25 protein-coding genes are annotated in these 26470 nt (G+C 66.4%); 9 read left to right on the forward strand and 16 right to left on the reverse strand.

The window, feature by feature from the left end:
* The first annotated feature begins 108 nt into the window (after window positions 1-108).
* Window positions 109-1566, forward strand: coding sequence for an IS66 family transposase (gene tnpC / locus ACZ5TV_RS14770; protein ID WP_464383947.1), 1458 nt, complete (start codon window positions 109-111; stop codon window positions 1564-1566).
* On the opposite strand, the gene ACZ5TV_RS14775 is transcribed toward tnpC, so the two are convergent.
* From ACZ5TV_RS14775 to ACZ5TV_RS14785, 3 genes are all read right to left on the reverse strand, one after another.
* Entirely contained in the window at window positions 1533-3389 is a 1857-nt protein-coding gene (locus ACZ5TV_RS14775) for a bacterio-opsin activator domain-containing protein (RefSeq protein ID WP_379781389.1), read from the reverse strand. The genes tnpC and ACZ5TV_RS14775 overlap by 34 nt on opposite strands.
* A 169-nt stretch (window positions 3390-3558) precedes the next feature.
* Window positions 3559-5523 carry an acetate--CoA ligase gene (gene acs, locus ACZ5TV_RS14780; RefSeq protein WP_379781391.1) on the reverse strand — a complete coding sequence of 655 codons (1965 nt, stop codon included), beginning with the start codon at window positions 5521-5523 and terminating at the stop codon, window positions 3559-3561.
* A gap of 261 nt (window positions 5524-5784) precedes the next feature.
* A complete protein-coding gene (locus tag ACZ5TV_RS14785) occupies window positions 5785-6018 on the reverse strand; it encodes a hypothetical protein (RefSeq protein ID WP_379781393.1) in 234 nt (77 codons plus the stop codon).
* Between the two features lie 201 nt (window positions 6019-6219).
* Here ACZ5TV_RS14785 and ACZ5TV_RS14790 point away from each other — a divergent pair, with 201 nt between their 5' ends.
* Together ACZ5TV_RS14790 and ACZ5TV_RS14795 are read left to right on the forward strand one after the other, a co-directional pair.
* Window positions 6220-6408: a hypothetical protein gene (locus tag ACZ5TV_RS14790; RefSeq protein WP_379781395.1), complete on the forward strand. Its 189-nt coding sequence runs from the start codon at window positions 6220-6222 to the stop codon at window positions 6406-6408.
* Entirely contained in the window at window positions 6386-6769 is a 384-nt protein-coding gene (locus ACZ5TV_RS14795; protein ID WP_379781397.1) for a hypothetical protein, read from the forward strand. The genes ACZ5TV_RS14790 and ACZ5TV_RS14795 overlap by 23 nt, the downstream gene beginning before the upstream one ends.
* Before the next feature lie 173 nt (window positions 6770-6942).
* On the opposite strand, the gene ACZ5TV_RS14800 is transcribed toward ACZ5TV_RS14795, so the two are convergent.
* A complete protein-coding gene (locus ACZ5TV_RS14800; RefSeq protein ID WP_379781399.1) occupies window positions 6943-7422 on the reverse strand; it encodes a type IV pilin domain-containing protein in 480 nt (159 codons plus the stop codon).
* Between the two features lie 212 nt (window positions 7423-7634).
* Between ACZ5TV_RS14800 and ACZ5TV_RS14805 the strand changes: the two genes are divergently transcribed.
* The gene (locus ACZ5TV_RS14805) at window positions 7635-8066 is read left to right on the forward strand and encodes a universal stress protein (RefSeq protein WP_379781401.1); all 432 of its coding nucleotides are present in this window, start codon (window positions 7635-7637) and stop codon (window positions 8064-8066) included.
* Between the two features lie 46 nt (window positions 8067-8112).
* Here the strand turns inward: ACZ5TV_RS14805 and ACZ5TV_RS14810 are convergent, their stop codons facing one another.
* The 3 genes from ACZ5TV_RS14810 to ACZ5TV_RS14820 all read right to left on the reverse strand — a co-directional run bounded on the left by ACZ5TV_RS14810 (window position 8113) and on the right by ACZ5TV_RS14820 (window position 11309).
* A complete protein-coding gene (locus ACZ5TV_RS14810; RefSeq protein ID WP_464383948.1) occupies window positions 8113-8808 on the reverse strand; it encodes a DJ-1/PfpI family protein in 696 nt (231 codons plus the stop codon).
* 64 nt (window positions 8809-8872) lie between these two features.
* Window positions 8873-10453, reverse strand: coding sequence for a cryptochrome/photolyase family protein (locus ACZ5TV_RS14815; RefSeq protein ID WP_379780761.1), 1581 nt, complete (start codon window positions 10451-10453; stop codon window positions 8873-8875).
* 100 nt (window positions 10454-10553) lie between these two features.
* On the reverse strand, window positions 10554-11309 hold the full coding sequence (locus ACZ5TV_RS14820) for a DUF7344 domain-containing protein (protein WP_379780759.1): 756 nt from the start codon (window positions 11307-11309) through the stop codon (window positions 10554-10556).
* Between the two features lie 490 nt (window positions 11310-11799).
* On the opposite strand from ACZ5TV_RS14820, the gene ACZ5TV_RS14825 reads away from it, so the two are divergent.
* Complete coding sequence (locus tag ACZ5TV_RS14825) at window positions 11800-12654, forward strand: DUF8054 domain-containing protein (protein WP_379780757.1); 855 nt, start codon at window positions 11800-11802, stop codon at window positions 12652-12654.
* Between the two features lie 64 nt (window positions 12655-12718).
* Here ACZ5TV_RS14825 and ACZ5TV_RS14830 read toward each other — a convergent pair whose 3' ends face one another.
* From ACZ5TV_RS14830 to dacZ, 8 genes are all read right to left on the reverse strand, one after another.
* Window positions 12719-14416 (reverse strand): ATP-binding protein, encoded by a 1698-nt coding sequence (locus ACZ5TV_RS14830; RefSeq protein WP_379780755.1) that lies wholly within the window; start codon window positions 14414-14416, stop codon window positions 12719-12721.
* Between the two features lie 96 nt (window positions 14417-14512).
* Window positions 14513-14941 carry a phosphate-starvation-inducible PsiE family protein gene (locus tag ACZ5TV_RS14835; RefSeq protein WP_379780753.1) on the reverse strand — a complete coding sequence of 143 codons (429 nt, stop codon included), beginning with the start codon at window positions 14939-14941 and terminating at the stop codon, window positions 14513-14515.
* A 91-nt stretch (window positions 14942-15032) separates the two neighbouring features.
* Window positions 15033-17399 carry a DEAD/DEAH box helicase gene (locus ACZ5TV_RS14840; RefSeq protein ID WP_379780751.1) on the reverse strand — a complete coding sequence of 789 codons (2367 nt, stop codon included), beginning with the start codon at window positions 17397-17399 and terminating at the stop codon, window positions 15033-15035.
* Window positions 17400-17533: 134 nt separating this feature from the next.
* A complete protein-coding gene (locus ACZ5TV_RS14845; RefSeq protein ID WP_464383949.1) occupies window positions 17534-17710 on the reverse strand; it encodes a hypothetical protein in 177 nt (58 codons plus the stop codon).
* 513 nt (window positions 17711-18223) lie between these two features.
* Window positions 18224-19063: an ABC transporter permease gene (locus ACZ5TV_RS14850; protein ID WP_379782389.1), complete on the reverse strand. Its 840-nt coding sequence runs from the start codon at window positions 19061-19063 to the stop codon at window positions 18224-18226.
* A 355-nt stretch (window positions 19064-19418) separates the two neighbouring features.
* On the reverse strand, window positions 19419-20081 hold the full coding sequence (locus tag ACZ5TV_RS14855) for a GNAT family N-acetyltransferase (protein ID WP_379782391.1): 663 nt from the start codon (window positions 20079-20081) through the stop codon (window positions 19419-19421).
* A 131-nt stretch (window positions 20082-20212) separates the two neighbouring features.
* A complete protein-coding gene (locus ACZ5TV_RS14860; RefSeq protein ID WP_379782393.1) occupies window positions 20213-21031 on the reverse strand; it encodes a mechanosensitive ion channel family protein in 819 nt (272 codons plus the stop codon).
* Window positions 21031-21855: a diadenylate cyclase DacZ gene (gene dacZ, locus ACZ5TV_RS14865; RefSeq protein WP_379782395.1), complete on the reverse strand. Its 825-nt coding sequence runs from the start codon at window positions 21853-21855 to the stop codon at window positions 21031-21033. The genes ACZ5TV_RS14860 and dacZ overlap by 1 nt, the downstream gene beginning before the upstream one ends.
* Before the next feature lie 107 nt (window positions 21856-21962).
* Here dacZ and ACZ5TV_RS14870 point away from each other — a divergent pair, with 107 nt between their 5' ends.
* On the forward strand, window positions 21963-23081 hold the full coding sequence (locus ACZ5TV_RS14870; RefSeq protein WP_464383950.1) for an aldo/keto reductase: 1119 nt from the start codon (window positions 21963-21965) through the stop codon (window positions 23079-23081).
* A 52-nt stretch (window positions 23082-23133) separates the two neighbouring features.
* Here the strand turns inward: ACZ5TV_RS14870 and ACZ5TV_RS14875 are convergent, their stop codons facing one another.
* Window positions 23134-23304, reverse strand: coding sequence for an HVO_0758 family zinc finger protein (locus ACZ5TV_RS14875; protein WP_379779525.1), 171 nt, complete (start codon window positions 23302-23304; stop codon window positions 23134-23136).
* Window positions 23305-23423: 119 nt separating this feature from the next.
* Here ACZ5TV_RS14875 and ACZ5TV_RS14880 point away from each other — a divergent pair, with 119 nt between their 5' ends.
* The 3 genes from ACZ5TV_RS14880 to ACZ5TV_RS14890 all read left to right on the forward strand — a co-directional run bounded on the left by ACZ5TV_RS14880 (window position 23424) and on the right by ACZ5TV_RS14890 (window position 26467).
* The gene (locus tag ACZ5TV_RS14880) at window positions 23424-24596 is read left to right on the forward strand and encodes an MFS transporter (protein WP_379779523.1); all 1173 of its coding nucleotides are present in this window, start codon (window positions 23424-23426) and stop codon (window positions 24594-24596) included.
* 129 nt (window positions 24597-24725) lie between these two features.
* On the forward strand, window positions 24726-25895 hold the full coding sequence (locus tag ACZ5TV_RS14885) for a glycosyltransferase family protein (RefSeq protein ID WP_379779521.1): 1170 nt from the start codon (window positions 24726-24728) through the stop codon (window positions 25893-25895).
* Entirely contained in the window at window positions 25895-26467 is a 573-nt protein-coding gene (locus ACZ5TV_RS14890) for a DUF7109 family protein (protein ID WP_379779519.1), read from the forward strand. The genes ACZ5TV_RS14885 and ACZ5TV_RS14890 overlap by 1 nt, the downstream gene beginning before the upstream one ends.
* Window positions 26468-26470: the final 3 nt, after the last annotated feature.

Raw genomic sequence — 26470 nt, forward strand, 5'->3', positions numbered from 1 at the left:
GGGACACATGGTCCGTCAGCAGGAATCGGGAATGCCTTCTCAGGGATGGTCTCCGAGCAGCGGAGACCATCCCGTTGGCCCTGCTGTCGCCGTTCCGAGGTGGGATCGATGAGCTGGGACGATCTCACCAAGGATGAACTTCTCTCGCGGTTTCTCCAGATGGAGGAGCGAATCAACGAGTTGGAAGAAAAGCTCAACCAGAAAAATGAGCGGATCGAGGAACAGAACGAACGAATAGAGCAGCAGCAAGAGCGGATCGAAGAACTCGAAACACGCCTCCGAAAGTACGAAAATCCACACACTCCACCCAGCAAGCGACGGTCGGGGACCGACGAGTCCCCGACCTCGCAGGATGACGAAGATGACGATGTCCGAACTGACGGCGGCACTCCCGGTCGGAAGGACGGTCACGATCCGGAGTGGCGTTCTACAGCTGATCCCGACGAAGAAATCGAAGTCACCTGTGACTGTTGTCCTGAGTGTGGCGACCACTTCGACGAGTCGGTGGGCGTCAGCCCCCGACTCGTCGAGGAGATCCCTGATCCGCAGCCCCCAGAAATCACTCGGTACAACCGCCACTACTACCAGTGCGATTCCTGTGGAACAGAGACAGTTGCGGCTCACCCCGACTGCCCCGATGAGGGGCAGTTCGGGGTGAACGTCATCGCTCAATCAGCTCTGTCACGGTACGATCACCGCCTTCCCTACCGGAAGATCGCTGACCGCTTCGAGCAGCTGCATGGACTCAAACTCTCGGGTGCATCTGCGTGGCACGCGACCGAGCGCGCTGCGCGCGCCGGTCGCTGTGAGTACGAGCAGATCCGTCAAGAGATCCGAGATGCCGACGTGGTTCATATCGACGAAACAGGCATCAAACGTGACGGTGAGCAGGCATGGATCTGGACGTTCAAGACCGCTCAGCATACGTTATACGCGGTGAGAGAGAGTCGTGGGAGTGATGTTCCCGCGGAAGTCCTCGGTGAGGACTTCGCGGGAACGGTCATCTGTGACGGGTGGACGGCGTACCCAGCTTTCAGCAGCAACCTCCAGCGGTGTTGGGCGCACATTCTTCGAGAGGCTGAAGACGCCGCCGAAAAGCAGGCAGAAGGTGAACCGATCTACCACGCTCTCAGACAGGTGTACGTCGCTCTCCAGGCCCGGCTGGAGAGCGACCCAAGCCCTCGTGAGAGAGCAGACCTCCAGCGTGTGGCGCGAAGAGAGCTTGAATCGCTGATTGAACGGTCAGTACCCGACGGACCAGTGGCAACACTGCTCGGGAAGATCGAAGGAGGTCTCGACCACTGGCTCACCTTCGTCGGTGAGCCAGCGGTCTCTCCGACGAACAATGCCGCAGAGAACGCACTTCGTGAGCCAGTGGTTCTCCGGAAAATCATCGGAACGCTCCGTAATGACCGAGGAATGTTCGTTCACGAGACGATCTTGTCCCTGCTGGCGACGTGGCGCCAGCAGGGACGCAATCCATACGAAGAGCTTCGTCGAGTCGTCAGCAACAATAAGATTATCTCACGGGCTCACGCTGTGCCGGCTGTCGAGACCTCGGGGTAAACACGTACGGCCTCGAAGAGCGTGTCGAGCAGCGCCCGCTGGGCCTTCCGAAGGTGGTTGTGAAACGTTGGCGAGGAAACGTCCATCGCGTCGGCGACCTCTTCGGCGGTGCTCCCGCGGGGCCAGTCGAAGTAGCCGCTGTGGTACGCCGCCGACAGCGTCGCCCACTGGCGGTCGGTGAGTCGGTCGGTGACCCCATCACGCAGCGTCGAGTCGGAGAGCGACGACCGCGTGATCGACTCCTTGCTCGCCAGCCTGACATCGGGGTACGTCGTCCGCAACCCGTCCGCGATCGGTCTGACGTCCGTCCCGTCGGGGAGGTCGGCGACGACGCGAACGTCCCCCTCGGTCGCGGTCGCGTCCCGGACGGTCGCTCCGTGTTCCGTCAGCGCCCGGACGAGCGAGCCGCCCGACACGCGGACGGAGACCGTACAGCCGTCTTCGTGGGTTTCGATCACCCGGATCTGCGAGACGCCGTCGACCGCCGCGACCGCGTCGGCGACCGCCTGTGGCCCCGCGCCGTCGACATCGAGGTAACACCGCGAGGCCGCTTCGGAGACCGTCACCGCCGACGCCAGATCGATACGGCAGCCGAGCGCCGTGCTCGTGCCCGCGAGGAACGCGTCCTCGGCGCTCGTGTGGAACTCGACTTCGGTGACCGCGTCCGAGTGGAGAAGGTCCCGCCACCGCCCGGCAGTGACTCCCCACCCGAGACACCGCCCGATCACCGTGGCCGCCGTCAGTTCCGTCTCTCCGATCTCCCTGTCGCTTAGGAGACACAACGCCCCGTACGTCGCGTCTCCGTGTCCGATCGGGACCGCGAGCAGCGTTCTAGCGCCGCGATCACCGTCTCCCTCCGCCGTGTCGGCAGGATCGTCGGCAGCGGGGTTCGATATCAGCTCACCGTCGTCGAGCAAGCCGGTCACCGGTTCGCCCCCATCGATCGCGCGGTCCCACGGCGACACGGCGTCCCCTGCGACCGGCGGCAGCGACCCGTTCCACGTCTCCAGCCGATCGTCGCCGTCACGCTCGTCGACGGCCGCGATGTCGGTGTCGACGCCGTCACGGGCGGCGACGCCGCGAACCACCCACGCGCATCGCCAGCGCGCCCCGTCCGTCAGACGGTCGACGACGCTCTCGAAAAGCGCGTCACGATCGGTCGCCGTCGGGATCGCCGCGAACGCATCGAGCAGCCAGTCCCGGCCGTCGTCCCGATGTGTCGGGGGATGAGAGCCGTCGGCGGTGACCGTCACCGACCCGTCCTCGTCGACAGCCGGGGCGACCGCCGCCACGATCGCCTCTCCGTCGAGCGGGTCGAGGTACGCGTCGAGCGCGTCCATCGTCGCCCACCCACCGGCTTCACGGACGACGTGGGGATCGATCCCACGTTCGAGAAGCCGCCGAGCGAACCCTTGCCGGAGGTCCCGAGGCGTGATCGACGCGAGCGCGGGGTCGTCGGCGAGCGACGCCGCGCGCTCGGCCGTCTCGCTCACGAGCATCTGAACGCGTCGCGTCGAGAGGTCGACGAACGGCTCGTCGGCGATCAGCTCGGTACTCTCGGCGTATCGTTTGAGCTCGGCGAACAGCGACTGCGGAACGAACGTTTCCCGGCCGATCCCCGCCCCGTCGTCAGCGGTCGGAACCGACAGGACACCCGTTCCCGGGGCCGTTTCCGCCGCCCGGAGGTCACAGGGACGGACACGAGGGATCTCCGCGCTCCGGAGCCCGGCCTCGCCAGCCAGTCTGACGGCGAGCGCGGCGGGATACGTCTCGGCTGCCGTGGCGAGCGCCTCGTGTGCCCCACGCGGGATCTCCCCACCCATCGTTTCGTATTTCAATTGATTGGCGAAACAAAAACCTTCGTGTGCTGCGCTCGTCCGAGCTAGTCGAGGTACTCCGCGGGCGTATCGCGGAATAACCGTCAGATGACGTTTCGCCTCCGTTGAATAAGCCGAAACATCAGCCGTCGTCGGCGTCGAGCACCCGCACGGCTCACTCCTCCTCACGGACCGTGGACTCGATCTCGCCGACGACTTCGGGGTTGCGGAGGGCGCTCACGTCGCCGAACTCCTCTCCCCGGGCGATATCCTCCAGCAGTCGCCGCATGATCTTCCCGGACCGGGTTTTTGGCAGCTCGGGCGTGAACACGACTCGATCGGGGCGGGCGACTTCGCCGACCGCGTTGGCGACTCGGCGTTCGATCGACTCGCGGAGGATCGGGTCAGGGTCGACGTCGCCCCGAGTCGTGACGTACGCGATGACCCCGCCCGAGTCGTCGCCGACCACCGCGGCCTCGGTGACGCCGTCGGCCGCGACGATCGCGGACTCCAGCTCGGCGGTGTTGAACCGGCGGGCACGGACGTTGATCACGTCGTCGACCCGGCCGAGGATCGTGACGTACCCGTCCTCGTCGACAGTCGCCCCGTCGCCGGTGCGGTACCGCCAGCCCTCAGTTGTCTCGGCCCAGTACTCGCGGCGGTACCGCTCGTCGCCCTCGCGGAGTCCGCGACACATCCCGGGCCATGGACGGTCGATCGTTAAGTAGCCGGCCTCGCCCGCCTCCACGGGGTCGCCGTCGCGGTCGACGACCCGCGCGTCGATCCCCGGCAGGGGTGGGCCGACCTTCCCCGGTTTCATGTCGCTCACGCCGGGGAGCGTCGCCAACGCGATCGCCCCCGTCTCGGTTTGCCACCACGTGTCGACGACGGGCGCGTCGCCGCCGCCGACGTGCTCGCGGTACCAGTGCCACGCTTTCGGCGTGATCGACTCGCCGACGGTGCCGAGCAGCCGGATCGACGACAGGTCGTGCGCCTCCGGGTACTCCGCGCCCCACTTCATGAACGACCGGATCGCGGTCGGGGAGGTGTAGAAGACGCTCACGGCGTTGCGCTCGATGAGATCCCACACCCGGTCACGGTCGGGGTAGTCCGGCGACCCCTCGTACAGGACGGTCGTCGTGCCGAGCGCGAGCGGCCCGTACACGCCGTAGGAGTGTCCGGTGATCCAGCCGATGTCCGCCGCACACCAATACGTGTCCGTCGGCCGCACGTCGAGCACGTTCCGGGTCGTCCAGGCAACGTGTGCGAGATAGCCACCGGTGGCGTGTTCGACTCCCTTCGGGCGGCCGGTGGTGCCGGAGGTGTACATCACGAACAGGAGGTCAGTCGCGTCGCGGGCGACCGGCTCGACGGTCTCGCCGTCGTGTGGCGCGAGGAGCGTCCCGTAGTCGTGTTCGTCCTCGCCGAGGGGGACGTCGAGGGCGTCGCCGAGGCGGTCGACGACGACCGTCGCCTCGAGGCTCCCGTCGGCCTGGAGGCGGGCGTTGTCCGCGCGGGACTTCTGGTTGAACGCGTCCTCCCGCCGGTAGTAGCCGTCGCAGGTGACGAGGTACGCGGAGTCGGCGGCGTCGATCCGCGTCGCGAGCGCGTCCGCGGAGAGCCCGGCGAAGACGACGTTGTGGGGCGCACCGATCCGGGCACACGCCAGCATCGTCACGGGCAGCTCCGGGATCATCGGGAGGTAGAGGGTGACGACATCGCCCTCCTCGACGCCGAGCTCGCGGAGCCCTGCCGCGGCGGCGTTCACTTCCCGGTGGAGGTCGGCGTACGTGTACGACCGTCGTTCGCCGCGCTTGCCGAACCACCGGATCGCGAGCTGGTTGCGGCGCTCGTCGAGGTGGCGATCGACGCAGTTGGTCGCGGCGTTGAGCCGGCCGTCCGGGAACCACTGATAAAACGGTGGGTTCGAGTCGTCGAGTACGGTGTCGGGATCGCGCTCCCAGTCGAGCAGGTCGGCGGCGCGTCCCCACGCGTCCGGCCAGTCGCGCTCGAACGCGTCGTACACGTCGTCGTCGTCGGCGACCGCGGCCGACTCGCGGAACTCGTCCGGCGGCTCGACGACCGTCTCGTCGGCGGCGACCGCGTCGGCGTGCCGGCCGTCAGTTCCCGCGTCGTTCATACCAGGGACTCCCGACCGCAGGACCGTATACTTTGTCCGGCGATCGGAGACGGGAGGAAGGCGAGGAGTCCCGGGGAGGGTATATAAACCCATCAGGGCAGGATCGACAGCGAAAGACAGGTGGTGGAGCCGAGAGCGAAACGGAACGCGGGGAGAACCGAAAGCGAGGGAAACGGAACGCGAGGGAAACGGAACGCGAGGGAAACGGAACGCGAGGAAACGAGAGGTGTGGAGAGTCGACGGCGGGTACCGGTCTTCCGATCAGCTGCCGGCAGGTTCCTTCTCCTCCCAGCTCGGCGCGTCCCCGCTCAACAGCGACCGCAGGATCCGGACGACCGCATCCAATCCGTCGCTCGCGTCGACCTCGCCGCGCTCCGCGCTCCGGACGAAGACATCGAGGTCCTCGAGAGTCACCCGCCCCGAGGAAACCGCGTCCGTGATCGTGTCCGTCTCGCTCTCGAATACGCTTATAAGCTCGCTCCCGGTAGTGCTCATCTCGATCGTTACTACAAACCGAGTTAATATATTACTCCCGGTTCGTTCAGTTGGCTCGTGGTGGTCGGCAAGTCGACTCGTGTTCGGCGGGGTGTCGAGCGACCGACGACTCGTTCGGAAACACCTGACCCGAAACCGAGAGCGACGTCGAACGCTCGACTCACCAATAAATCTATAACCCCACACGAGAAACTATTACTTATGATAAACGCCATGACAACCGAGGATCTCGGCGTGATACTCGCCGGGTTGGCTCTCGTACTCATGGGCGTCCTCCGCCTCACAGGACTCCTCACACTCGAAAGTATTCTCTTTATAATTTTTATTATTAGTGCCGTCTACGTCAGTTTCGTTGCAGGATTCCAGTATGGTCAGCCCCGCAGATCTTAGATACACCTCGCTCCTCGCGTTCTTTTTTGCTCTTATTATAGCGGCGGTGTTCCAGTATGCAGATCTCTCCTCACTCTCCACCTGGGCAATGATACTCGGCGGTGTGACTACAGTCGTCCTCAGGGCCAGTGCCGTCAGAATGGAAGAAAGAGAAGAAACTCGACCCGTTCGGCAACGCAGGACGAACGGTCTCACGGAGAAACAACGCGAGGAAGTGCGTCAAGAGATCGAACGCCTCCAGAAGGAGATCACAGCGGAATCCCAGGACGAGGATGCGCAACCTCCGGGTGGGGAACAGGAGGGTCCCGCCACCGATGAAACCGAGAAGGACGAGCGAGATCCGGACACTGAAACCAGCTGAATTCACCCGGTATTTTCATGGAGTACTGACGATCCAATTGTAACGGTAGAGATCACCGCCACTCCGGCTACGTGCTTATAGATAATCGACGATGCCGCAGTGATAGGCCACGGACTCCTGTGATTACTTTATAAATAGTCGCAGGGAACTCAGAGCGGTTCGGGAAGCGAGCGTCAGTTCTCGAAGTCGAGCTCGTCGCCGAACTCGAAGTCGTCGACAGTCACTTCGAGAGTCCGGTCGAGCAGGATCGAGTCGCTTGGCTGGTGGATGACCCGAATACGGACGTCTTCCTCTTCGCCGATCGTGTTATCAGTCCCATCCAATTCAGCCGTCTCCTCGTCACCAACGGAGAACCGGGTTTCGAACTCGTCGGTGGCTTCGCCGCGCTGATCGTCAGGACCGGTTATCAGCACCGTCAGCGACTCCGACGCGATCGAGTCGCCGCCGTTGTGCTCGATCGTCAGGGTCGAGTCCGCGTCCTGGTCGAGGTCCATGGCCAGCTGCGCGGTGGGCTGGTTGTCGCCGAGCTGGTCTCCGAGCCCGAGCACGAACGTGCCGATGACGGCGGCCAGGATCACGGTTATCGCCACCATTAGGATCACGCCGATAACGGGACTCACTGCGCGGTCGTCGGATCGGATGTCTGGTATCATGGGTCGTATCGAACGGTCCCCGAGCGAGCCGTGTCGACTGCCGCCCGGCCACGGTCCGAGGCACCGGTTACGCGTGCTTTGACTGTCTTCAGTTATATACTTGGTCACCCCGGCGTCGGGTCCCAAGGCCGCAACCGTTCATTGTCGGCCGAACGCGGGGGCAGACCCGAGTATCGACAGCGTATTTACGTGACGAACACGTCGGTAGACGTATGACTCTGGTCGTCGTGCCGGTTCGATATCCACTGTCGGCACACTCCGAGCGCACCCTTCGGGAGGGCGTGCGCGTCGCTCAGGAGCGCGACGCCGACCTCACTGTTCTCCACGTCGATCTGTACCAGAACACCGGCGGTGTCTCCCGCAGCGACCTGAAGCGGGCGGTCGAACGCCGGACCGGCTCGCTCGACCGTGCCCGGTTCGTCGTCCGGCGCGGCTTCCTCGTCGAGGAGACGATCCTGGAGGAGATCGTCGCCGAGAACGCGGACGTGGTCGTCATCGGCTCGAAACAGGCGGGTCGGTGGCGGCGGATGGTCCAGAAGTTGCTCTCGGACCCCGACATCGACACGTACCTCCGCGACCAGCTCGACTGTACCGTGATCACCGTCGACGACAGCGGGGCGACGGTTCACGACGCCGAACTCTGACGGATCTCTCGACTCCGCGACACGTCTCCTGCTTCGTTGTGGGTGCCTACTCGGCCTCGTCGTCACCCGCGACCGTGTAGCGCCGATCGTACTCGATAACCGTCGCCACTCGCTCGGCGACGGCGTCACCGAACTCCTGCTCGACGACGTGTAACGCGAGGTCCAGCCCGGAGGTCACCCCACCCGCCGTCAGGAGGTCGCCGTCGTCGACGACCCGCGCGTCGACGACTTCGGCACCCGACTCGCGGAGCTCGTCCATCGCACTCGCGTGGGTGACCGCGCGCCGTCCGTCGGTGACCCCGGCAGTCGCGAGCAGCATCGACCCGGTACAGACGCTCGCGATCCGCGTTCCAGCCGCGTGGTGAGCGGCGAGCGCGTCGGGAACCACCCCGCGCTGTGCCTCCGCCCAGGCGCTCGCGGTCTCGTCGCGGTCCGTCCACCCGCCGCCCGGTACGACGAGGAGGTCCGGGGCGCTCTCGTCCGTGGGGTCCGGTAGGCGGGCGCTGACGCCGACGCGCGTCCCGTGGCTCGCGGTCACCGACTTCGCTTCGTCGAGAGCGACGTACCGCACACGACCCGCGCGGTCGGATCGAATCGTCTCGGCGTCGGTTGGCGTGTCCGTGGCGTCGGTAGGTGTACCCCCGTCTCCGTCGGCATACTGAAACGCGTAGTCGAACACCTCGTAGGGGCCGATACCGTCGAGCTCGTCGAACCCGTCGTACAGCAACACGTCGACGTTCATACGTCGACTACGGCCGCCGTGAGCAAGGGTGTTGCCGTTCCCGTCCTCGCGGACGCGTGCGCCGTTACTCCTCTGGGTCCTCGCCGCGAGCGCGCTTATACATCGCCAGCGCCTCCTCGCGGCGCTCCGAGTGGTCGACGACGGGCGCGGGGTACTCGGGGGCCGCGTTCGCCCGCTGGGTCGGCGAGCACTCGTGCCACCCGTGGATCACCTCGGGGTCGACGCCGCGGAGCTCCGGGACGTACTCGGTGATGTAGTCGGCGTCGGGGTCGTAGCGTTCCCCCTGTGTCATCGGGTTGAAGATCCGGAAGTAGGGCTGTGCGTCGGTCCCCGTGGAGGCGGCCCACTGCCAGCCACCGTTGTCGTTCGCCGTATCGTGGTCTGCGAGATGCTCTCGGAAGTGGTCGTAGCCGTGTCGCCAGTCCGCGAGCAAGTCCTTCGTGAGGAAGGAGGCGACGATCATCCGCACGCGGTTGTGCATGAACGCCTCCTCGCGCAGCTGGCGCATCCCGGCATCGACGATCGGGTACCCCGTCTCGCCGCGCTTCCACGCCGCGATCTCCTCGGGGTCGTCCCGCCAGTCGATCCCCTCCTCGTACTCCTTGTAGTTCTCGGTCACGACTTCGGGGTTGTGGTACAACACCTGCGTGTAGAACTCCCGCCACGCGAGCTGGCCTTGGAACTCCTCGACGTGGCCTGCCGCCCCCATCTCGTCTGTCCCGTCCGAACCGTCCGTCCCGTCCGAACCGCTCGGTCCATCCGGCTCGTCGGATCTCCCCTCGGCCATCGCCCGCTCCGTGGCGGCGTACACCTCACGGACGCCGATCTCGCCGTACTTCATGAACGTCGAGATCCGGGAGGTGCCCTCTCGAGCCGGGTAGTCCCGGTCGTCGTCGTACGTGAACACGCCGTGGGCGAGGAACGTGTCGAGGCGCTCGCGGGCCGCGTCAGTTCCGGCGGGACCGATCTCGGCGTCCGGTTCCGCGAAACCGAGCGCCGCGGGGGTCGGGAGGTCGCCGACCGTGGGCGTCACAGTCGCAGTACCGCCGTCGGTCGTCCGACGTTCGTCGCCGTCGGCACGAAGCCCATCGTCGTGGGCCGCGTGGAGCGCGTCGACAGTGTCCACGAGCTCGCCGCGGTCGACGAGGTCGGACGCGTCCAGCGTCCGTGCCGGCGGGTCGACCTCGCGGTCGGTCCACTTCCGCCAGTAATACGTGTACACCGAGTACGGGTCCCCGGCGTTCGTTCGGATGGAGTCCGGCGTGTGGAGGACGGAATCGTGGTGTGCTTCCCGCCGGATCCCCGCGTCGTGAAGCGCCTGCCGGACCCCGGCGTCGCGCTCCCGCGCGAGCCCCGAGTAGTCCCGGTTCCAGACGACGCGATCCGCGTCGAGCGCCTCCGCCACACGCGGCAAAACGGTCGCCGGGTCCCCGTGTGTGACGAGGAGGTCGCTCCCGCGGTCGCGATACTCGTCACGCAGCGCGGCCAACCCGTCGAGCAGCCGTCGAACCCTGACGTCGCTCGCGTGTGCGAGGACGTCGTCGTCGAACACGAAGATAGGCACGACCGTGTCGCGGTCGGCGGCCGCGGCGAGCCCGACGTTGTCGGCGAGTCGGAGGTCACGCCGATGCCAGAACAGCTCCATACCGATCACACGGCTGCGGGGAATGTGAAAGCACCGGCCGGCAAGAGGGGAACGCGCAACCAGTGGCCATCCCCTGACCGCCGCTCCGCACGGCTGACGGCTAGAGCCGTCGCCCCCGGGTGTACCGGAGATGAGCGATCGAGGAGACGAGGAGCACGAGCGTTAACGATGCCATGAGCGTTCCGGGACCGAGCGATGGGAACGGCGGCGTCCCCGTCACGAACGCGAGGGTGACGGCCGCGAACAACCCGGACAGGCCGAGATAGAACTCGGACCACGTGAACTCGTTCGCGCCCACGACCTCGAGATACGCCTCGAACCCCTCGGCACCCGGTGCGAGCGTCACGAGACCGCTGTTCCGGTTGTACTCGATCACACCGCTTCGTTCCATCCGCGGGAGGTGTGACTGATACAGCGACGTGTAGAGTCGTTTGCGCTGTGTGTACGTCACTTCGACGGGCTCGATCTCGTTTTCCGCCGCGGCGATCGTCGTCGCCAGCTCCCGGAGCTTGATCTCGCCGCCGTTCTCGGAGAGGAACTGTAAGACGTGTCGTCGCCGACCGTTGCTCAGCAGCGCGAACACTTCGTCGGTGGGGATCGTTTCGACGCCGCTACCATCGTCCGTCGCCGACGCATCGACGTCGTCCAGCTCCTCGTCCGTCGCCGACGCATCGACGTCGTCCAGCTCCTCGTCCGTCGCCGACGCATCGACGTCGTCCAACTCCTCGTCTGCCGCCGACGCATCGATGTCGTCAGCTGAGACGTCTTGCTTAGCCGAAGCGGCTTGCTCGACCGGCCCGTCGGTGTGTTCGTCCGATCCATCGCTCCGTCGTTCCGTCGTTCCGTTCTGATCCATTATGTGTACTTACCTCCACATCTCGCTGTACTTCCAGGAGCCACCGTCCGAAGTATCAGCGTCGGGCTGGAGGGGTAACCCGTGTCCTGCACGCCCCGCATACTGAGCCATTGCACCCGAGATGACTCGCGCGGAGCCCCCGAAATAACCCCGTACTCACTGCTGTTATCGTATCGGCGTCAGCACTTCATCCCCGCCGTGACCACCGGACCGTTTCAGTATCGCTGTCGAGACAAACCACACGCGGGGTATTAACATTTCCCATATATTTGATTAGTGACCGTTTTACATGACTCATAATCGTACACAGCGATTCTCTCAGGCGGTTTCGAGGTTCTCTCATCAAATAGAGTTATTTCACTGATAGTTTTGGATCGGTTCTGCTGCCACCCCGATCCTTCTCTGGCGTGACGGATCGCGGCCGGTCCGGGACACGAATGCGGCGGTATGCGTGTCATACCTATATCCACCGAATGCGTCAGGTGTCGGTATGGAAACGTCCGTTCGGCTTCCGACATGGCTTCGCGATCCACGATACACCGGTGAGAACCGATGCGTTCCCTGTACCGTCGTCAACGTCGTGATCGCGGGAGTCCTCGCCGCAGCGGTCGCAACCCAGTCCGTCGGATTGGGGGGTGTCGTGCTCGCGGTCGCGCTCGTGACGATCGCCGTCCGTGGGTACCTCGTTCCGGGGACGCCAACGCTGACGAAGCGATACCTCCCGGATCGCGTGCTCGCGCTCTTCGATAAGGGGCCCGCCCGCCCCGGTGCAGAGCCGACGGCGACCACGACCGACACGGCGACGACGTTCGACCCGGCGGCAGCGCTGCTCGACTCAGGGGTACTCGTCGACGACCCCGCCGTCGACGACCTCGTCCTCGACGACTCGTTCCGCGCTCGGTGGACCGGACGAGCTCGCGAGCTCGCGGATCGCGACCGCGACGCGGATGGGGCGGCGCTCGCTACGTTCCTCGATGTCGATCCCGAATCGGTGGCGACCGTCGACCGCGGCTACGCGTACGTCGCGTCGATCGACGGCGAGCCGGTCGGCCAGTGGGAGTCACGCCCCGCGTTCCTCATGGATATCGCGGCCTCGGACGTGCTCAGCGGGTACTGGACGGACTGGGACGCGCTCGCGACTGCTCACCAAAGCGAGTTGCTCGGGAACCTCCGGCTGTTCGTGGAGACCTGCCCGACGTGTGACGGGACGGTGACGCTAGACACGACGGTCGTCGAGTCCTGTTGTCGGCAGTACGACGTGCTCGCCGCCACTTGCGATGACTGCGGGGCCCGCCTGTTCGAGGCGGACGTCGACCCGGCGGCGCTCGAACGCGTCGGCGCCTGACCGTTCGAGACGCCCGTCACGCCGCCGACTCAGTTCGCCCGCGTCACTCTCCGGTTCGCCCGCGTCACTCCCCAGTTCGGAACTCGAACCGTACCCCGCCCGACTCGCTCTCGGTTACGCTCACGTCCCAGTCGTGGGCGTCGACGATCCCCTCGACGATGGCGAGTCCGAACCCCGTCCCATCGGGCTGCGTGGTGAACCCGGTCTCGAACACCGCATCGTGCTCATCGTCGGGGATCCCCGGGCCGTCGTCGGCGACGTAGAACCCGTCAGTGAGACCACCGACCCACACGGTGACGCCGCTTCCGCCACGACTGTCCGCCGAGCCGTGCTCGACGCTGTTACGAAACAGGTTCTCCAACAGCTGTCTGAGTCGGTTCCGATCCGCTCGAACCGTCCGATCCGCGTCGACGCGGAGGGTTGCATCCCCGGTGTCAACGATCGTCCACGTCTCCGTCGCAACCTCGTTGAGGGGGACCGACTCGGCCGCGATGTCGGTCGCCCCCTGTTTAGCGAGCGCGAGGATATCCCCGATGAGTTCTTCCATCCGCTCGTGGGCGCTCCCGACGATCCCGAGGTGTTCGTCGACGGCGGTACCGACCTCACCGGCGGCCGCACACTCCTGTCTGGCGATCCCGAGCCGCCCCTGTGCGACGTTGAGCGGGTTCCGGAGATCGTGGCTCACGACGCTCGCGAACTCCTCGAGCCGATCGTTCTGTCGCTCCAGCTCCCGCGTCCGGCGGCGGAGTTCTTGTTCCGTGTCGAGCTGTGCCAGTCTGGCTCGCGCGTGTGCGACGAGCAGCTCGACGGCTCGCCGGTCGTGTTCGTCGAACGCGCCGATCGATTTCGAGGCCGACTGGAACATCCCGGCGTCACCGATCGGCACCGTCAGCACCGACCGGAACTCGGAGTCCGCCGGCGCGGCCGAGTGCTCCCGAACGTCGTCGACGACGTTCGTCTCGCCGGTTCGATACACCTCGGCCGCGACGCTGTCCTCGGCGTCGATCGGCGTCTCCTCGTAGTACCCCTCCCCATCGAGGTTCGACGAAACGGCTCTCGGGACGAGTGTCCCGTCGACGGCCGCGTCGACGATCGCGAAGTCGAACTGGAGGATCCGCTCGACTGCACGGATGACGGTGTCGTACACCTCCTCCGGCGTCGAACACGTACCCATGTCGGTCGCGACCTCGTGTAACGATTCGATCTCGCGTTTCCGCTCACGAAGTCGGTGTTCCGTCGACCGGCGGTGCGGGGGGCGGCGGCAGACACAGACGAGAACCGTTTGCCCGCCGATCTCGCCCTCGTGAACGCTCACGAGGGCCGGAACTTCGTCGCCATCGGCGTGAACCAGCGAGACCTCGGCCCCACCGAAGGATGGGGTCGTTTTCGCCGGGCCACGATCTCTGTCGTCGGTGTCGACGTCGCTAGCTGAGTCCCCCTCGTCATGTGCCTCGGCCCTCGTCTCCGGCCCGAGACCCTCACCGTCCGGTCCCAAGTAGGATCGGATCCCGTCCGACCGGTCCGTGTGGAACCGGCTCGGCACGAGCATCGTCGCCGGTTCGCCGACGAGCGAGCCGGGATTGTAGCCGAGGAGTCGTTCCGTCGCCGGGTTCGCGTAGCGAACGGTTCCCGCGTCGTCGATGGCGATCGTTGCCTCCGGACTGCTTCGAAGCACGCCGCGCTCGAACGCCCCCGTATCCGCCCCCGACTCGGTTCGGGGCGGTGGCCCTGAACGCTGCCCGTCTCCCGCGTCGTTGTCCATCGATCTCGGTGCCTCGCTTACCGATCGTTTTCGTCCCCCGTACATGAATCTGACCCGTCGATCCGGCCTCCGGTGTCGTCGACGCGGTCGGTGTCGTCAGGTCGTGATATCGACCCGGTCCAGCAGGACGTACCCAACGACCAAGACGGCGATCAGCACTCCGAACGCGAGCGCGACGGAGAGCGCCTCGTCGCCCGTCCGGTAGTCGGCGACGCGGAAGCTGATCACCTCCCGCGAGACCGCGATGATCGCGGCGCTCACGACGATCCTGAGCACCGGCTCTTCGCGCGCGTACGCTATGAGCGTCCGATGAACCTCGACGATGATCAACAGGAGAAGCACCGTGTCGAGCAGGTCCACGACGGCGACCGGGTCGGTGAATCGGCCGCTCACGAGCAGCTCGTACAACGAGAGCAGCATGTCGAAGAGGCCGATAACGAATAGCCCGAGGAGGAAGTACGCCGCGCCGAGCACGAGCCACTGCATCGCCCTGGCGGACGGGTCGGTCACCTCTCGGATATCCATCGGTAGTCACCGTACACACGCGGTGGAGCGTGAAACCGTTTGTGCCGAACCGTGTCACGATTCCGTCCCGGCCCGCCTCGAACGGGTCGCGCTATCCTTCCCGTATCCCGGCCAACGTCTCCAGTAACCGAACCGCAGTCGGCTTCGCGAGCGGCTCGTTCGCGTTGCCGCAGTGAGGCGACTGGACGCAGGCCGGGCAGCCCGACTCGCAGCCGCAGCCGTCGATGAGCCGGGCGGTCCGGGTGAGCAGCTCCTCGATCCGGTCGTGGCCTCGGCGCGTGAGCCCGACGCCGCCCGGATAGCCGTCGTAAACGAACACGGCCGGGCCGTCGGTGTGCGGGTGATGCGGCGTCGAGATGCCGCCGACATCGGCGCGGTCACACAGCAGATGAAACGGGAACAGCGAGATGATCCCGTGTTCGGCGGCGTGGATCCCGCCGTTGAACCCGTACTCGCCGCCGAGCCCGACGTCGTCGCCAAGGGTCCGCATCTCGCGCTCGAGGTCCGCCGGAACCGGGAAGTACAGCGCTTTCGTCCGCAGCGTCGTCTCCGGGAGGTCCACGGTCGACTCGCCGAGCGACGTCCCGGTCGTCGCGTCCTTCCGAACGAACCCCGTGATCTGCTCCGTCACGGTGACGTCCGCGAACCGGATCGGCACGTCTGGACGGGCCGGCAGCGTCCGCTCGGCGAGGTCCTCGTTCACGACCATCCCCTTCTCGGAGAGCACCTGCGTGTAGTAGTCCGCCCACGAGGCGTCCAGTTCCGCGATATCGCGGTCGAGGTCGAGTTCCGTTACCTCGTAGGTCCGCCCCTGTTGGTGGTAGATCGCGCCCGGATGGGCGTCCCGGAGCGCGTCCGCGAAGCCCAGCGAGGCGATCGACTCGCCGCTCGACCGGTCGATCAGTTCGATCTCCCGGTCCTCGGCCGTCCGGAGGTTCATCGCGTGTTGGGGGCTCTCCGAATCCGCATGCGTCCAGCGCGTCCCGTCTGCGGCGTCCCGTCGCCGGAGAACGCCGTCGTCGGTCAGGTCGGCGACGATCCCCGGGAACGACGCCCCGAAGAACGCCTCGTCGGCGGGCGAGAGCCAGCGCTCGTCGGCCGCACACGCCACGTGTCGCGGGAGGAGCTGGTCGTTCTCGGGGTCGCAGATCGCGTCCTCCGGCGGGGCCTCGAAGAAGTCCTCGGGGTGAGTCATCAGGTACTGATCGAGCCCGTCCTCGCCGCCGACCATGACGACGAGGGCCGGGTCGGTCCCCCGCCCCGCCCGGCCGGCCTGCTGGAACGCCGACATCCGGGTGCCGGGGTAGCCGTCGAGGATCACGGCGTCGAGCCCACCCACGTCGACGCCGAGCTCGAGCGCGTTCGTCGACCAGACACCCTGCAGGCTCCCGTCGTGGAGGTCGGACTCGATCTCGCGGCGCGTCTCGTCTTTCAGTGCGGCCTGATACGCGCCGACTCTTCCGGCGAGGTCGTGCTGCCCTCGGCTTCGGAGCTCGCTCGCGCTGTCGGTCGCGTACTGCTCGGCGGTCTGTCGCGCCCGCGTGAACGTCAGCGTCTGCCGGCCGCTCTCCACGAGGTCGACGAACAGCCGCTTGCTCTCGGTGTGACTCGACCTCCGCCGCCCGGCGTCCTCGCCCGTTCGGTCCGCCCAGTCGTCGTCGTACTCCGGCGGGTTCCACAGCACCCAGTCGCGCGGGCCGCGCCCGGAGGTGTCCTCGTCGACGAGCGTGATCCCGTCCGGATCGCGGCCGGTGACGGTCGAGACGTGTTCGACCGGGTTGTTGATCGTCGCCGAACAGCAGACGAACGTCGGGTCCGACCCGAATCGCTCGCAGGTTCGAGCGAGCCGCCGGAGAGTCATCGCGACCTGCGAGCCGAACACCCCCCGATAGCTGTGGATCTCGTCGATGACGACGTGCTCCAGCGAGGCAAAGAACCACTCCCAGAGCCGCCCGGCGTACGGCAACAGGGCGTAGTGGAGCATGTCGGGGTTCGAGAGCAGGACGGTGGGTCGGGCGTCCCGCACGTCCCGCTTTTCGGCCCGTGAGAGTCGGCCCGTGTACGACTCGACGGACACCCGACTCCCGAAGCCGAGCCCGTGTGCGAGCGCCGACAACGACTCCTCCTGGTCGGCGATCAGCGCGTTCTGTGGGCCGATATACAGCGTGCGACCGCCGTGATCCATCGCCGCTTCGAACGCGGGGACGGTGTACGCGAGCGACTTGCCGCTCGCGGTCGCGGTCGCGAGCACGACGTCGTCACCATCGCGGACCGCCTCGATGGCGTCCGCCTGATGGCGGTAGAGTCGGTCGACGCCGCGGTCCGCGAGCGCGCCCGCGAGGCGCGGTTCGAGATCGACGTCGGCGAACTCGGGCTCGCGGGCCGGGAGCCGCCGGTAGTCGGCGATCTGTCCCTCGTAGTAGGGGCGGTCACGGAGCCACTCGATGGCGTCTGCCACGTCGACGGATCCACGGGGGCGACGGTCCTAACGGTTGTGGTCCGGGACGTGGTGAGACGATCCGTGGCTGAGACGGGTCGTCGTGGTAACTGAGGGCGAGGGATACCGAAAATACAGTTCTATTGAAATACTCACTAACTGATGTTTTCATCCTCAATCGCCCAGTACAGGAACTGGACGATGTCTTTCGGGAGTAAGTATATCAGATCGCTGGCGGCCAACGGGTATTTAAACAGCCGTGATCGACGGCGACGATCGCCTATATATGTGGTGGCGCGTGCCTCCAAGGCCGCTTCGCGGCCGAGGAGCACGCGCGAGGGAGTCGACTCGGCGCTTATAAGCGCCGAGTCGACGAGGCTGGGGAGGTGTGAGGTGCTGTGCGGTTGCAGGGCTGGGTGGGACTTAAAGTGGCAGTCGCTGCGGGCTGCGCAGGCGACACAAGCACCGCAACGAGGGAGCGAACACCGTGAGCGACCGAGTGAGGAGCGCAGCGAGCGTGCGCAGCCCGCAGCGGCCGGGGCTTTGGAGGCCGTCACCGCAACACCACTCTATCGCATATAAACAGCCGACAGCAACACCACTCTATCGCTTATAAACTACCACTCCACAAACGTGTTATACCCACTCCCGGCATCTCTCAACAAACAGTGTTCACCTATCGGCTGTTCATACCACTTGTACCTGACACAGACAGTGTTAACAGGGCCAAATCCGCAGGCACGGCGAGGAGCCAGACACTGAATCTAGGCGTGAACCGGTCACGAGAGCCTCTCAACTCGGACTCCGAGGATATCTCTCCAGTACGACGGTGACTCCCACGGCGCTCACAGAATATCTGTCGACTGGAACCGGAGATAGCCAAGTCCGAGTGGTAGCACGAGCCAGGCCGCGAGAATGGCGAACCCAGCCCACGTCGGGAGGGAGAATGAGGCCGATACCGGGTACGATAGTAGCTCGTCGAACGTGGGAATTATCGCTCGCGTCGCGTAGTCGACTGCTGCCGTCGGGTTGAGTGCGTGGACAACGATCAGCCAAGGAGGGGCGCCGGAATCTGGGGGCGTGTAGCCGACAGCGATCGTCTGTAGAATTGCCGTCACGATATCCCAGCCTAACTGAAAGACGACGTAGAGGCCCGCCGCACCGATAAACGCCGTCTGCTGAGACCGCATCAGCGACGAGAACCCGATACCGATTGCGACGTAGACCGCACCGTAGAAGACCGTCAATACGGTGTAGAGGACAAACGGGACGGCCGCGAAGGACTCGTAAGTCGACAGTGCGAAGACGGCAACGACGGCGTAGCCACTGAGGATCGCGATAGTCAAAACGGCACACCGGCCGATGAACTTCCCGAAAACGACATCACGGCGTGAGTTCGGTAAGCCGAGCGTGAGCTTGATGCTCCCGCTGTCGCGCTCACCGGCGATGGCCCCGTATGAGATCCCCAACCCCAGCATCGGGACAAAGAAAGCCATCGGCTGACCCATACTGTTGAGCAGTGCCAGCGTGCTGGTCGGAACATCGCTATGGGCGTACATCTGCGGGACGTGCTGAATCGCCGCCCAGAGTCCGGAGACGACGACGAACAACAGCGTGGTAGCGAGGAACGATCCCGAACGGAGCGAGTCGTTGAAGTCTTTTCTGACGACCGCAGGGAGGGACATTTGTCGAATAAGTGCCCGGGTTGTCAATAAACCTTGAGAGCCGCTGGCCCCGGTTTGCCCTCGGTTCCCTGTGTTCGGCACGGCCGCCGAATCCTCTCACTAACGGAGAACCCAGACGGAGATAATAACACCAAAAATAGCTACCTTGTTCGGGTGTTAGCACCATCTCGGGCCAAGGTCCTCGACCTCATCCTCGGTACCGTATCCGGATTTGTGCTCATCGTCGTGAGATCGTACATCGGTACGAAGATGGCGCTACACACCTATTTCAGTCGGGACTATGATCCCGATTCCGCGGAAACCGGACGCGACGTTCCCGGGGAGACGAGGTCGGACGAAACGAACGAGTGACGGGTCAGTCGTCCGCGCTCGGTCGGAGGGCGGACCCTTTCGGGGCCGTCTCGCTCGGCGGTTCGACGGGACCTTCACGGACGACCGGCGGCCAGCGCACCTCGGTCGCGACCGGGTCGTCGAGAGGGAGTTCCATCCGAAGGTCGCCGTGCCGCTCGACCGTCCGGAAACCGACCTCGTGATACACGTTCCGCGCGACGCGGTTCCCGGTCTCGACGTGTAACACGAGCGCCTCACGGTCCGCGGCCGCGGCGTCGGCGACCAGCTGTCGGCAGAGCTCGGTTCCGACGCCCCGTCCCTGCACCGCGGGGTGGACGAACACCGCGATCTCCGGGCGATCAGCGTCCGTGGGAGTGTAAACGGCGTGACCCCGGATCTGGCCGTCTCGTTCGGCGACCACGTTGCTTCCGTCGGCGAGCAGGCCCGTTACCCAGTCGACGCGGCGGTCGTAGTCCGCGGGCGGAATCCCCTGTGCTCGCTCCGCGGTGCCGAAGGACTCGTACATACCGAGGAGACGGTCGATGTCGTTCGGTCCGGCGAACCGGACGGTCCACCGTGCCCCGTGTTTATCGACGAACCGAGGGCATCGCGGCGGGCAGTGAACCGTTCCCTCACACTGATTCCCGTCCCAGCCGTCGCAGGCGACACCGGTCGTGTCGGTCTCCATGTTCGGCCATCGGGGTCGTGTCGTGTTATACCCTGACAACTGTGTTCACTCGGTGGGAACGCCGCCGGCACCAGGCGTCCGGGCGGTCCGGTGGACACTGAGCCGTTCCCGGGTCGGGGGCCGGAGCCACGCTACTCCCGGACCAGCACGATCCCGTCACGGAAGACGGCGTGGTTCGGGAGGACGTGCTCGCCGTCGTCGGTCTCGATGTGGGTGACGAACAGGTCGACCTCCTGAACGATCCCCCGCTGGCCGGCCACCCGAACCTCGTCGCCGATCCCGTACGGCTGGCGCAGGAGGAGGAACACGCCGGCGGCGGCGGCCGCCAACAGGTCCTTCGTCGCCAGCGCGGTCAACACCACCAGCGCGAGCGCGTACGCGCCGAGCAGCACGACGAGCGCGAGCGTCTGGACACCGACCTGCGCGAGCGCGATGAGCGCGGCGACGTAGACGACGCTGTACTTCACGAGCGTCGGGATCACGGTGATCTCGGGGAGTTTGATCTCCCTGAAGCGCTCGGCGACGAGTAGCTCGGCCTTGTCGCCGACGACGACGCCGATGATGACGACGATGACGGCGACGAACAGGCGTGGGACGAACGCGGCGAGGTCGGCCCAGAAGACGTCGGCGAACTCGACCTCGGAAACGCTGAACGCGACGATGATCGTCACGGCGAGGATGAAGTACGTCGACAGCTTCGCGACGATCCGCACCGTCGACGTCCCGAACTCTCGAGCGGTGCGCTCGAACGCGGTCCCTTCGATCGCCTCCGGAACCCCGGCCCGCCGGAGGAGTCGACGATTGACCGCGCCGACGACGTACGCGAGGACGGTCCCGACGACGAGGACCGCGAGCGCCAGCCAGACTCGGTCGGGGACCGCATTCAGCAGTTCGGCGGGCGTCTGTGTAACGGCGGTTCCCACCGAAGCGGACACGGACACGACCGACATCAGTACTCCTCCGGATCGATCTCCAGTACCAGCCGTCCGCCTTTAAACGCCCGAACCAGCCCGTCGGACTCCGATAAGACGATCGCGGTCGCGTTGGTGTCTCGAGTGATCGCGCCGCCGGCCATGTGGCGCGCGCCGAGCCCTTTCGGGATGTCGACGCCCTCGGCGGCCGGTTCGAGGTAGCGGTACGCCGACACGATCTTTCCGGAGTCGGAGACGACGAACGCGCCGTCCAGCCGCGAGAACTCCTTGAGCATGACGTTCACGATCGGGTCGCCGACGTGGACGTGTGACTTCTCGAACGGGTTGTACGAGAGGGCGCGCGATTTGTTCATCACCTTGCCCGCGTCGCCGACGACGAACAGCGCGCCCACCGGCTTCCCCTTCTGTCCCTTCTTGCCCAGCTCGATCGCGACCTCGAACACGTCGCGGATCACGCCGGGGTCGGCACGGGAGTCGACGAACAAATCGTAGATGCCGGATTCTGCGGTCTCGTCGACAGTTACCCGGACGACCGCGTCCGATTCCCCCTCGAAGACGGAGACGACGCAGACGACCTCGTCGCCTTCCGTGAGCAGGTCGGCGTCCATCGCACCCTCGATCCCGAACCGGATCCGATCGCGAACGTCGCGGAACGGTAACGGCAGCTCGACGAACCGCTCCGCGCCGACGTCGTCGTCGGGCGCGGCGACGATGATGTCAGTGTCGTCGTCGCCGTCGTCGACATCGGTGAACCGGTCGTGGAACGAGGCGGTCGGCGAGAACAGGATCACCGCATCGGCGTCCGCGACGAGGTCGGCCAAGTGGTCGGTGAGTGACGCCATCGACCGGATAGGACACCCGCTCGACGTATAATCGTTGTGACGCGTCATACGTGCGTCCGACGCGGTCGCGCGTCGCTTATATGCGTCACGCCCGTCGTTCCGACGAGATGTCGACCCGTGACGCCCTGTGGGCGTACCGCGATCGCTTCGGCGACGCGTTCGGCCGGACGTACTTCCGCCGGTTCGGCGCGGGCGTGGCCTCCAGCGTCGGCCTCGGCACGTACTTCGGCGAGCCGACACCCGAGGTCGACGACGCGTACCGCGCGGTCGTTCGGCTCGCGCTCGCGTCGGGGGTGAACCACCTCGACACCGCCGTGAACTACCGGTGTGGCCGCTCCGAACGTGTCGTCGGCGAGGCGCTCCGTGAGGCGGTCGCCGACGATGTCGTCGATCGCGAGGCGGTCGTGGTGGCGACGAAGGGCGGGTTCCTCCCGTTCGACGGCGAGCGCCCGGACGACCCCGCTCGCTACGTTCGCGAGCGCTTCGTCGACCGCGGGCTCGTCGACCCCGCGGACCTGGCCGGCGGCCACTGTCTCGCGCCCGACTACCTCGCGTGGTCGCTCGACCGTTCGCTGGACCGGTTGGGGCTCGACACGGTCGACTGTTACTACGTCCACAACCCCGAGGCACAGCTCGCGGCGCGGTCGCGTTCGGCCGTTTACGACGCCCTCGAAGCGGCCTTCGAGCGGCTGGAGCGTCGGCGGCTTGCCGGGGACATCGGCCGGTACGGCGTCGCGACGTGGCGGGCGTTCCGCGTGCCCACGGACGACGAGGCGTTCCTCTCGTTACGGGAGGTCCTCGCCCGCGCGGAAGCGGCCGGAGAGGCGGTCGGCCCCGACGACGACCACGGGTTCGAGGCGGTCCAGCTCCCGTTCAACGTTCGGATGGCCGACGCGTTCACGCGGCGGAACCAGCGTCCTCACGGCGAGCCCGACGGTGACCCGATATCGACGCTCGAGTTCGCTCACGAAGCCGGCCTCTCCGTGGTCACGAGCGCGAGCATCGGCCAGGGCGAGCTGGCGGTTTCCGGGGCGATCCCCGACGGCGTCGACGATCGGCTCGCGGGCGACACGCCGGCACAACGTGCGCTCAACTTCGCGCGCAGCGCGCCGGCGGTGACCTGCTCGCTGGTCGGGACGACCGACACTGAACACCTTCGAGAGAACGTCGCCGCGGGAACGTTCGACCCGTTAGGCGCGTCGGCGTTCGACGCGACGTTCGAGTGAACGCGCCGGCAGGGGTATACACCTAGTTGAGAGGGAGGTCGGTTGGGAACGGCTATCGCAGCTCTTTGAACTCGGCTTCACACTCCGGACAGATACGCACGGAGAACACCTCGTCCGGGTCGTTCCGCTTTTTAAGCACTTTCTCACACTCCGCGCAGTTCAGTCGCTCGTAGGTGTCCTTGTACAGGTCACCGTCCCGCAGCGCCTTGCGCGTGGATTTCATGTCTCGGGGTTGATCGCCGGCAGGCATAAAAACCCCGTACGACGTCCGTCGGACCGCTCGACCCCCGTCGCCGGCGGCCGTTTCGCAACCCTTGTAGCCACCCGCCGACAACGCTCACCGTGTCACGGACTCGGTTGTTCGGCTCGCTGTGTGGGCTGGTGTTCCTCGTCAACTTCGCGCGGGTCGTGTTCGCGCCGCTCGTCGGGGAGTTCATCGACGAGTTCACGATCCGCGAGGGGACCGCCGGGCTGATCGTCACGCTCGCGTGGCTCGGCTCCGCATCGCCGCGGATCCCGACCGGCTGGGCGCTCACTCGGGTTTCCCGGGTCTCCGTCGTCCTCGTCTCAGGGGTTACCCTCACGGTCGGCGCGCTCGGCGTCGCGCTCGCGCCCGACGTGACGACGCTGATGATCGCGGCGTTCCTCGTCGGCAGCGCCTCCGGCGTCTACTTCGTCGCCGCCAACCCGTTCGTCTCGGAGCTGTTCCCCGACCGCGTCGGGCGGGTGATGGGCGTTCACGGGATGGCGAGCCAGCTCGCGGCGGTCGCGGCCGCGCCAGTCGTCACCGTCACGCTGTGGTACGATTGGCGGTACGCGTTCTACGGGCTCGCGCTCGCGGCGGCGGCGACCACCGTCGCCTTCGTCCTGCTCGCCCGCCGCACCGATCTCCCCGCGGCCGGTGAAAGCGACACGGAGTTCCTCGCCGGCGCGCGCTCGGAGTGGAAACTGATCACCGCGGGGGTCGTTCTGTTGGGACTGACGAGTTTCGTCTGGCAGGGGCTGTTCAACTTCTACGAGCTGTACATGATCGACAAAGGACTCGCACCTGCGACGGCCCGAAACCTGCTCACCGTCATTTTCGCCGCGGGCGTCCCCGCGTTCCTCGTCTCCGGCGACCTCGCTGACCGGCTCCCCCACGTGCCGTACATCCTCGGGATCGTGACGGCGTTCGTCGCCAGCATCGTCCTCGCGGTGTACGCGACGGGGATCGTCGGGATCGTCGCCGCCAGCCTTCTCGTCGGCTTCACCATCCACATGCTGTTCCCCGCTGGGGACACGTACCTGCTCGACTCGCTGCCCGACGCGACCCGGGCGTCGGCGTACGCGGTTTTCTCCGCGGGGATGATGACGACGCAGGCAGCTGGCTCCTGGGTCGTCGGCGAAGCGATCGAGGCTGGCGTCGCCTACGACACCGTGTTCCTCGCTCTCGCCGGCGGGCTCGGCGGGCTCGTGGCTGTCTATGCGCTGTTGAACGCGATCGGACGAGTTCCGGGCGGGGCGGCGCACCCCTGAACCGGTTAGTCGTCGCGTCGCGGTGTTGTGTCATCGCATCCCGCACTCACGCTGTCGAACCCCGCACTCACGACGTCGGATCCCCCGGTATCGTGCGTATTTAGGGGCTCGTCCCCCTTTGATCCGCTAATGGAGTACGTACAGGAGCGCGTGACGACGCTTCACGCGCTGACGGACCACCGGCCGGACGCCCCCACCGGCCGCGCGGCGGTCGTGGTGCCGATGACGGAACGCGAGTACGGCACGCTCGCGGCCGAGCGCGTCCTTACTGCCCTCGAACGCGTCGACCCCGCACGGGTGATCGTCCCGTTACGAGCGACCCCCGAGCGCGCCGGGCCGTTCGCCGACTGGCTGGACGGGTTCGACCTCAATGTGGAGACGCTGTGGTGTGACGGCCCGCGCCTCGACTCCCTGCTCGGGAACCGGGGCGTCGACGGCGACCGCGGGAAGGGCCGAGACGTGTGGCTCGCGCTCGGCCGGGCGCTGACCGAGGAGTTCGTCGTCGTCCACGACGCGGACACGAAGACGTACTCGCCCGCGTTCGTGAATCGACTGCTGTTCCCGATCGCCCACGGCCACGAGTTCTCGAAGGGGTACTACGCCCGCGTCGAGGACGGGGCGCTATACGGTCGACTGTTCCGGCTCTTTTTCCGGCCGCTCGTCCGCGCGCTCGCAGACGCCCACGACGCCCCGGTGCTCGAGTACTTGGAGGCGTTCCGCTACGCGCTCGCCGGCGAGTTCGCGGCGACGACCGACCTCGTCTCGCGGCTCCGGGTCCAGCGCGGCTGGGGGTTGGAGGTCGGTACGCTCGGCGAGGCGTTCGCTCACGCCGGCTTCGAGGGAAGCGCACAGGTGGACCTCGGGAGGTACGAGCACGACCACCGCTCCGTCGAGGGGCCGACCGGGCTGGCGGACATGAGCCGCGCGGTCGGGGCTGCCACGCTGCGGGCGGTGGCCGACGCCGGCGTCGATGTCGATTACGGGACGCTCCCCGCACGATACCGCGAAACCGCCGATCGACTCGTCCGACGATACGCGACGGACGCGGCGTTCAACGGGTTGGCGTACGACGGCCCGGACGAGCGCGAGCAAGTGGCGACGTACGCCGAGGCGATCGCACCCCCGGAGCCCGACACTCGGCTACCGGCGTGGAACGACGCCCCCCTCGCGCCCGAAGCGGTCGCCGAGGCGGCTCGCGGGGATCTGGAGGCCGTGATCGACGAGAGGGGAGACCGCCCGGCCGACACGGCAGAGTCACCGGCGTCGAACACCGACGGCTCGATCGGGGGTGACGAGTAGTGGCCGACAGTGGGGAGACCGACGACCCCGCGCCCAGTGTTGCCGCCCGCGACGACCTCGCCGGGGTGGTCGACCTGTTCGGCTCGGTAACCCGCGCGGAGCTGTCCCGCGCGCTCTCCGAGCTCGCGTTCAAACGACGGACCGAGGTGGACGACGCGGCGATCGCGGCCGCGATCGACGTCGGTGTCGCGGAGTACGCGATCGTGCCCACGCCCCGATCGGCGGTGTCGGTCGACGGGGATCCCGTCGATCCAACCGACCCCGACGACGATTCGACCGGTTCGGACCGGGACCCGACTTTTCTCGCGGTGGGCCCGGCGGCGTTCCCTCAGCTTCCCGAGGGCGCCGAGGATCTGCCGCACATCCTCGACGTCCCGGACCGCGAGGTCGACCGAGAGGCGTTGTCGGATGCGGTCCTCGATCGGCTCTCGGCCGACGCGATCGACGCGATCAACGCCGGAGACACGGAGCGGCTGGAGACGCTCGCCGACGTCACCTACGACATCGAGGCGTGGGCACCGGTCGACGCCGAACCGATCCGCGAGCGGATCCTCGCCGAGATCGACGGATGAAGA

It is taken from the genome of Halorubrum tibetense (assembly GCF_055396225.1).

Bases quoted from the DNA above. Each gene is read 5' to 3' on its own strand.
- ACZ5TV_RS14815 (WP_379780761.1), bottom strand. From the start codon at position 10,453: ATGGAGCTGTTCTGGCATCGGCGTGACCTCCGACTCGCCGACAACGTC.
- ACZ5TV_RS14805 (WP_379781401.1), top strand. From the start codon at position 7,635: ATGACTCTGGTCGTCGTGCCGGTTCGATATCCACTGTCGGCACACTCC.
- ACZ5TV_RS14775 (WP_379781389.1), bottom strand. From the start codon at position 3,389: ATGGGTGGGGAGATCCCGCGTGGGGCACACGAGGCGCTCGCCACGGCA.
- dacZ (WP_379782395.1), bottom strand. From the start codon at position 21,855: ATGGCGTCACTCACCGACCACTTGGCCGACCTCGTCGCGGACGCCGAT.
- ACZ5TV_RS14875 (WP_379779525.1), bottom strand. From the start codon at position 23,304: ATGAAATCCACGCGCAAGGCGCTGCGGGACGGTGACCTGTACAAGGAC.
- ACZ5TV_RS14855 (WP_379782391.1), bottom strand. From the start codon at position 20,081: ATGGAGACCGACACGACCGGTGTCGCCTGCGACGGCTGGGACGGGAAT.
- tnpC (WP_464383947.1), top strand. From the start codon at position 109: ATGAGCTGGGACGATCTCACCAAGGATGAACTTCTCTCGCGGTTTCTC.
- ACZ5TV_RS14820 (WP_379780759.1), bottom strand. From the start codon at position 11,309: ATGGATCAGAACGGAACGACGGAACGACGGAGCGATGGATCGGACGAA.
- acs (WP_379781391.1), bottom strand. From the start codon at position 5,523: ATGAACGACGCGGGAACTGACGGCCGGCACGCCGACGCGGTCGCCGCC.
- ACZ5TV_RS14785 (WP_379781393.1), bottom strand. From the start codon at position 6,018: ATGAGCACTACCGGGAGCGAGCTTATAAGCGTATTCGAGAGCGAGACG.
- ACZ5TV_RS14835 (WP_379780753.1), bottom strand. From the start codon at position 14,941: ATGGATATCCGAGAGGTGACCGACCCGTCCGCCAGGGCGATGCAGTGG.
- ACZ5TV_RS14795 (WP_379781397.1), top strand. From the start codon at position 6,386: ATGGTCAGCCCCGCAGATCTTAGATACACCTCGCTCCTCGCGTTCTTT.
- ACZ5TV_RS14790 (WP_379781395.1), top strand. From the start codon at position 6,220: ATGATAAACGCCATGACAACCGAGGATCTCGGCGTGATACTCGCCGGG.
- ACZ5TV_RS14800 (WP_379781399.1), bottom strand. From the start codon at position 7,422: ATGATACCAGACATCCGATCCGACGACCGCGCAGTGAGTCCCGTTATC.
- ACZ5TV_RS14810 (WP_464383948.1), bottom strand. From the start codon at position 8,808: ATGAACGTCGACGTGTTGCTGTACGACGGGTTCGACGAGCTCGACGGT.
- ACZ5TV_RS14825 (WP_379780757.1), top strand. From the start codon at position 11,800: ATGGAAACGTCCGTTCGGCTTCCGACATGGCTTCGCGATCCACGATAC.
- ACZ5TV_RS14830 (WP_379780755.1), bottom strand. From the start codon at position 14,416: ATGGACAACGACGCGGGAGACGGGCAGCGTTCAGGGCCACCGCCCCGA.
- ACZ5TV_RS14860 (WP_379782393.1), bottom strand. From the start codon at position 21,031: ATGTCGGTCGTGTCCGTGTCCGCTTCGGTGGGAACCGCCGTTACACAG.
- ACZ5TV_RS14870 (WP_464383950.1), top strand. From the start codon at position 21,963: ATGTCGACCCGTGACGCCCTGTGGGCGTACCGCGATCGCTTCGGCGAC.
- ACZ5TV_RS14850 (WP_379782389.1), bottom strand. From the start codon at position 19,063: ATGTCCCTCCCTGCGGTCGTCAGAAAAGACTTCAACGACTCGCTCCGT.
- ACZ5TV_RS14885 (WP_379779521.1), top strand. From the start codon at position 24,726: ATGGAGTACGTACAGGAGCGCGTGACGACGCTTCACGCGCTGACGGAC.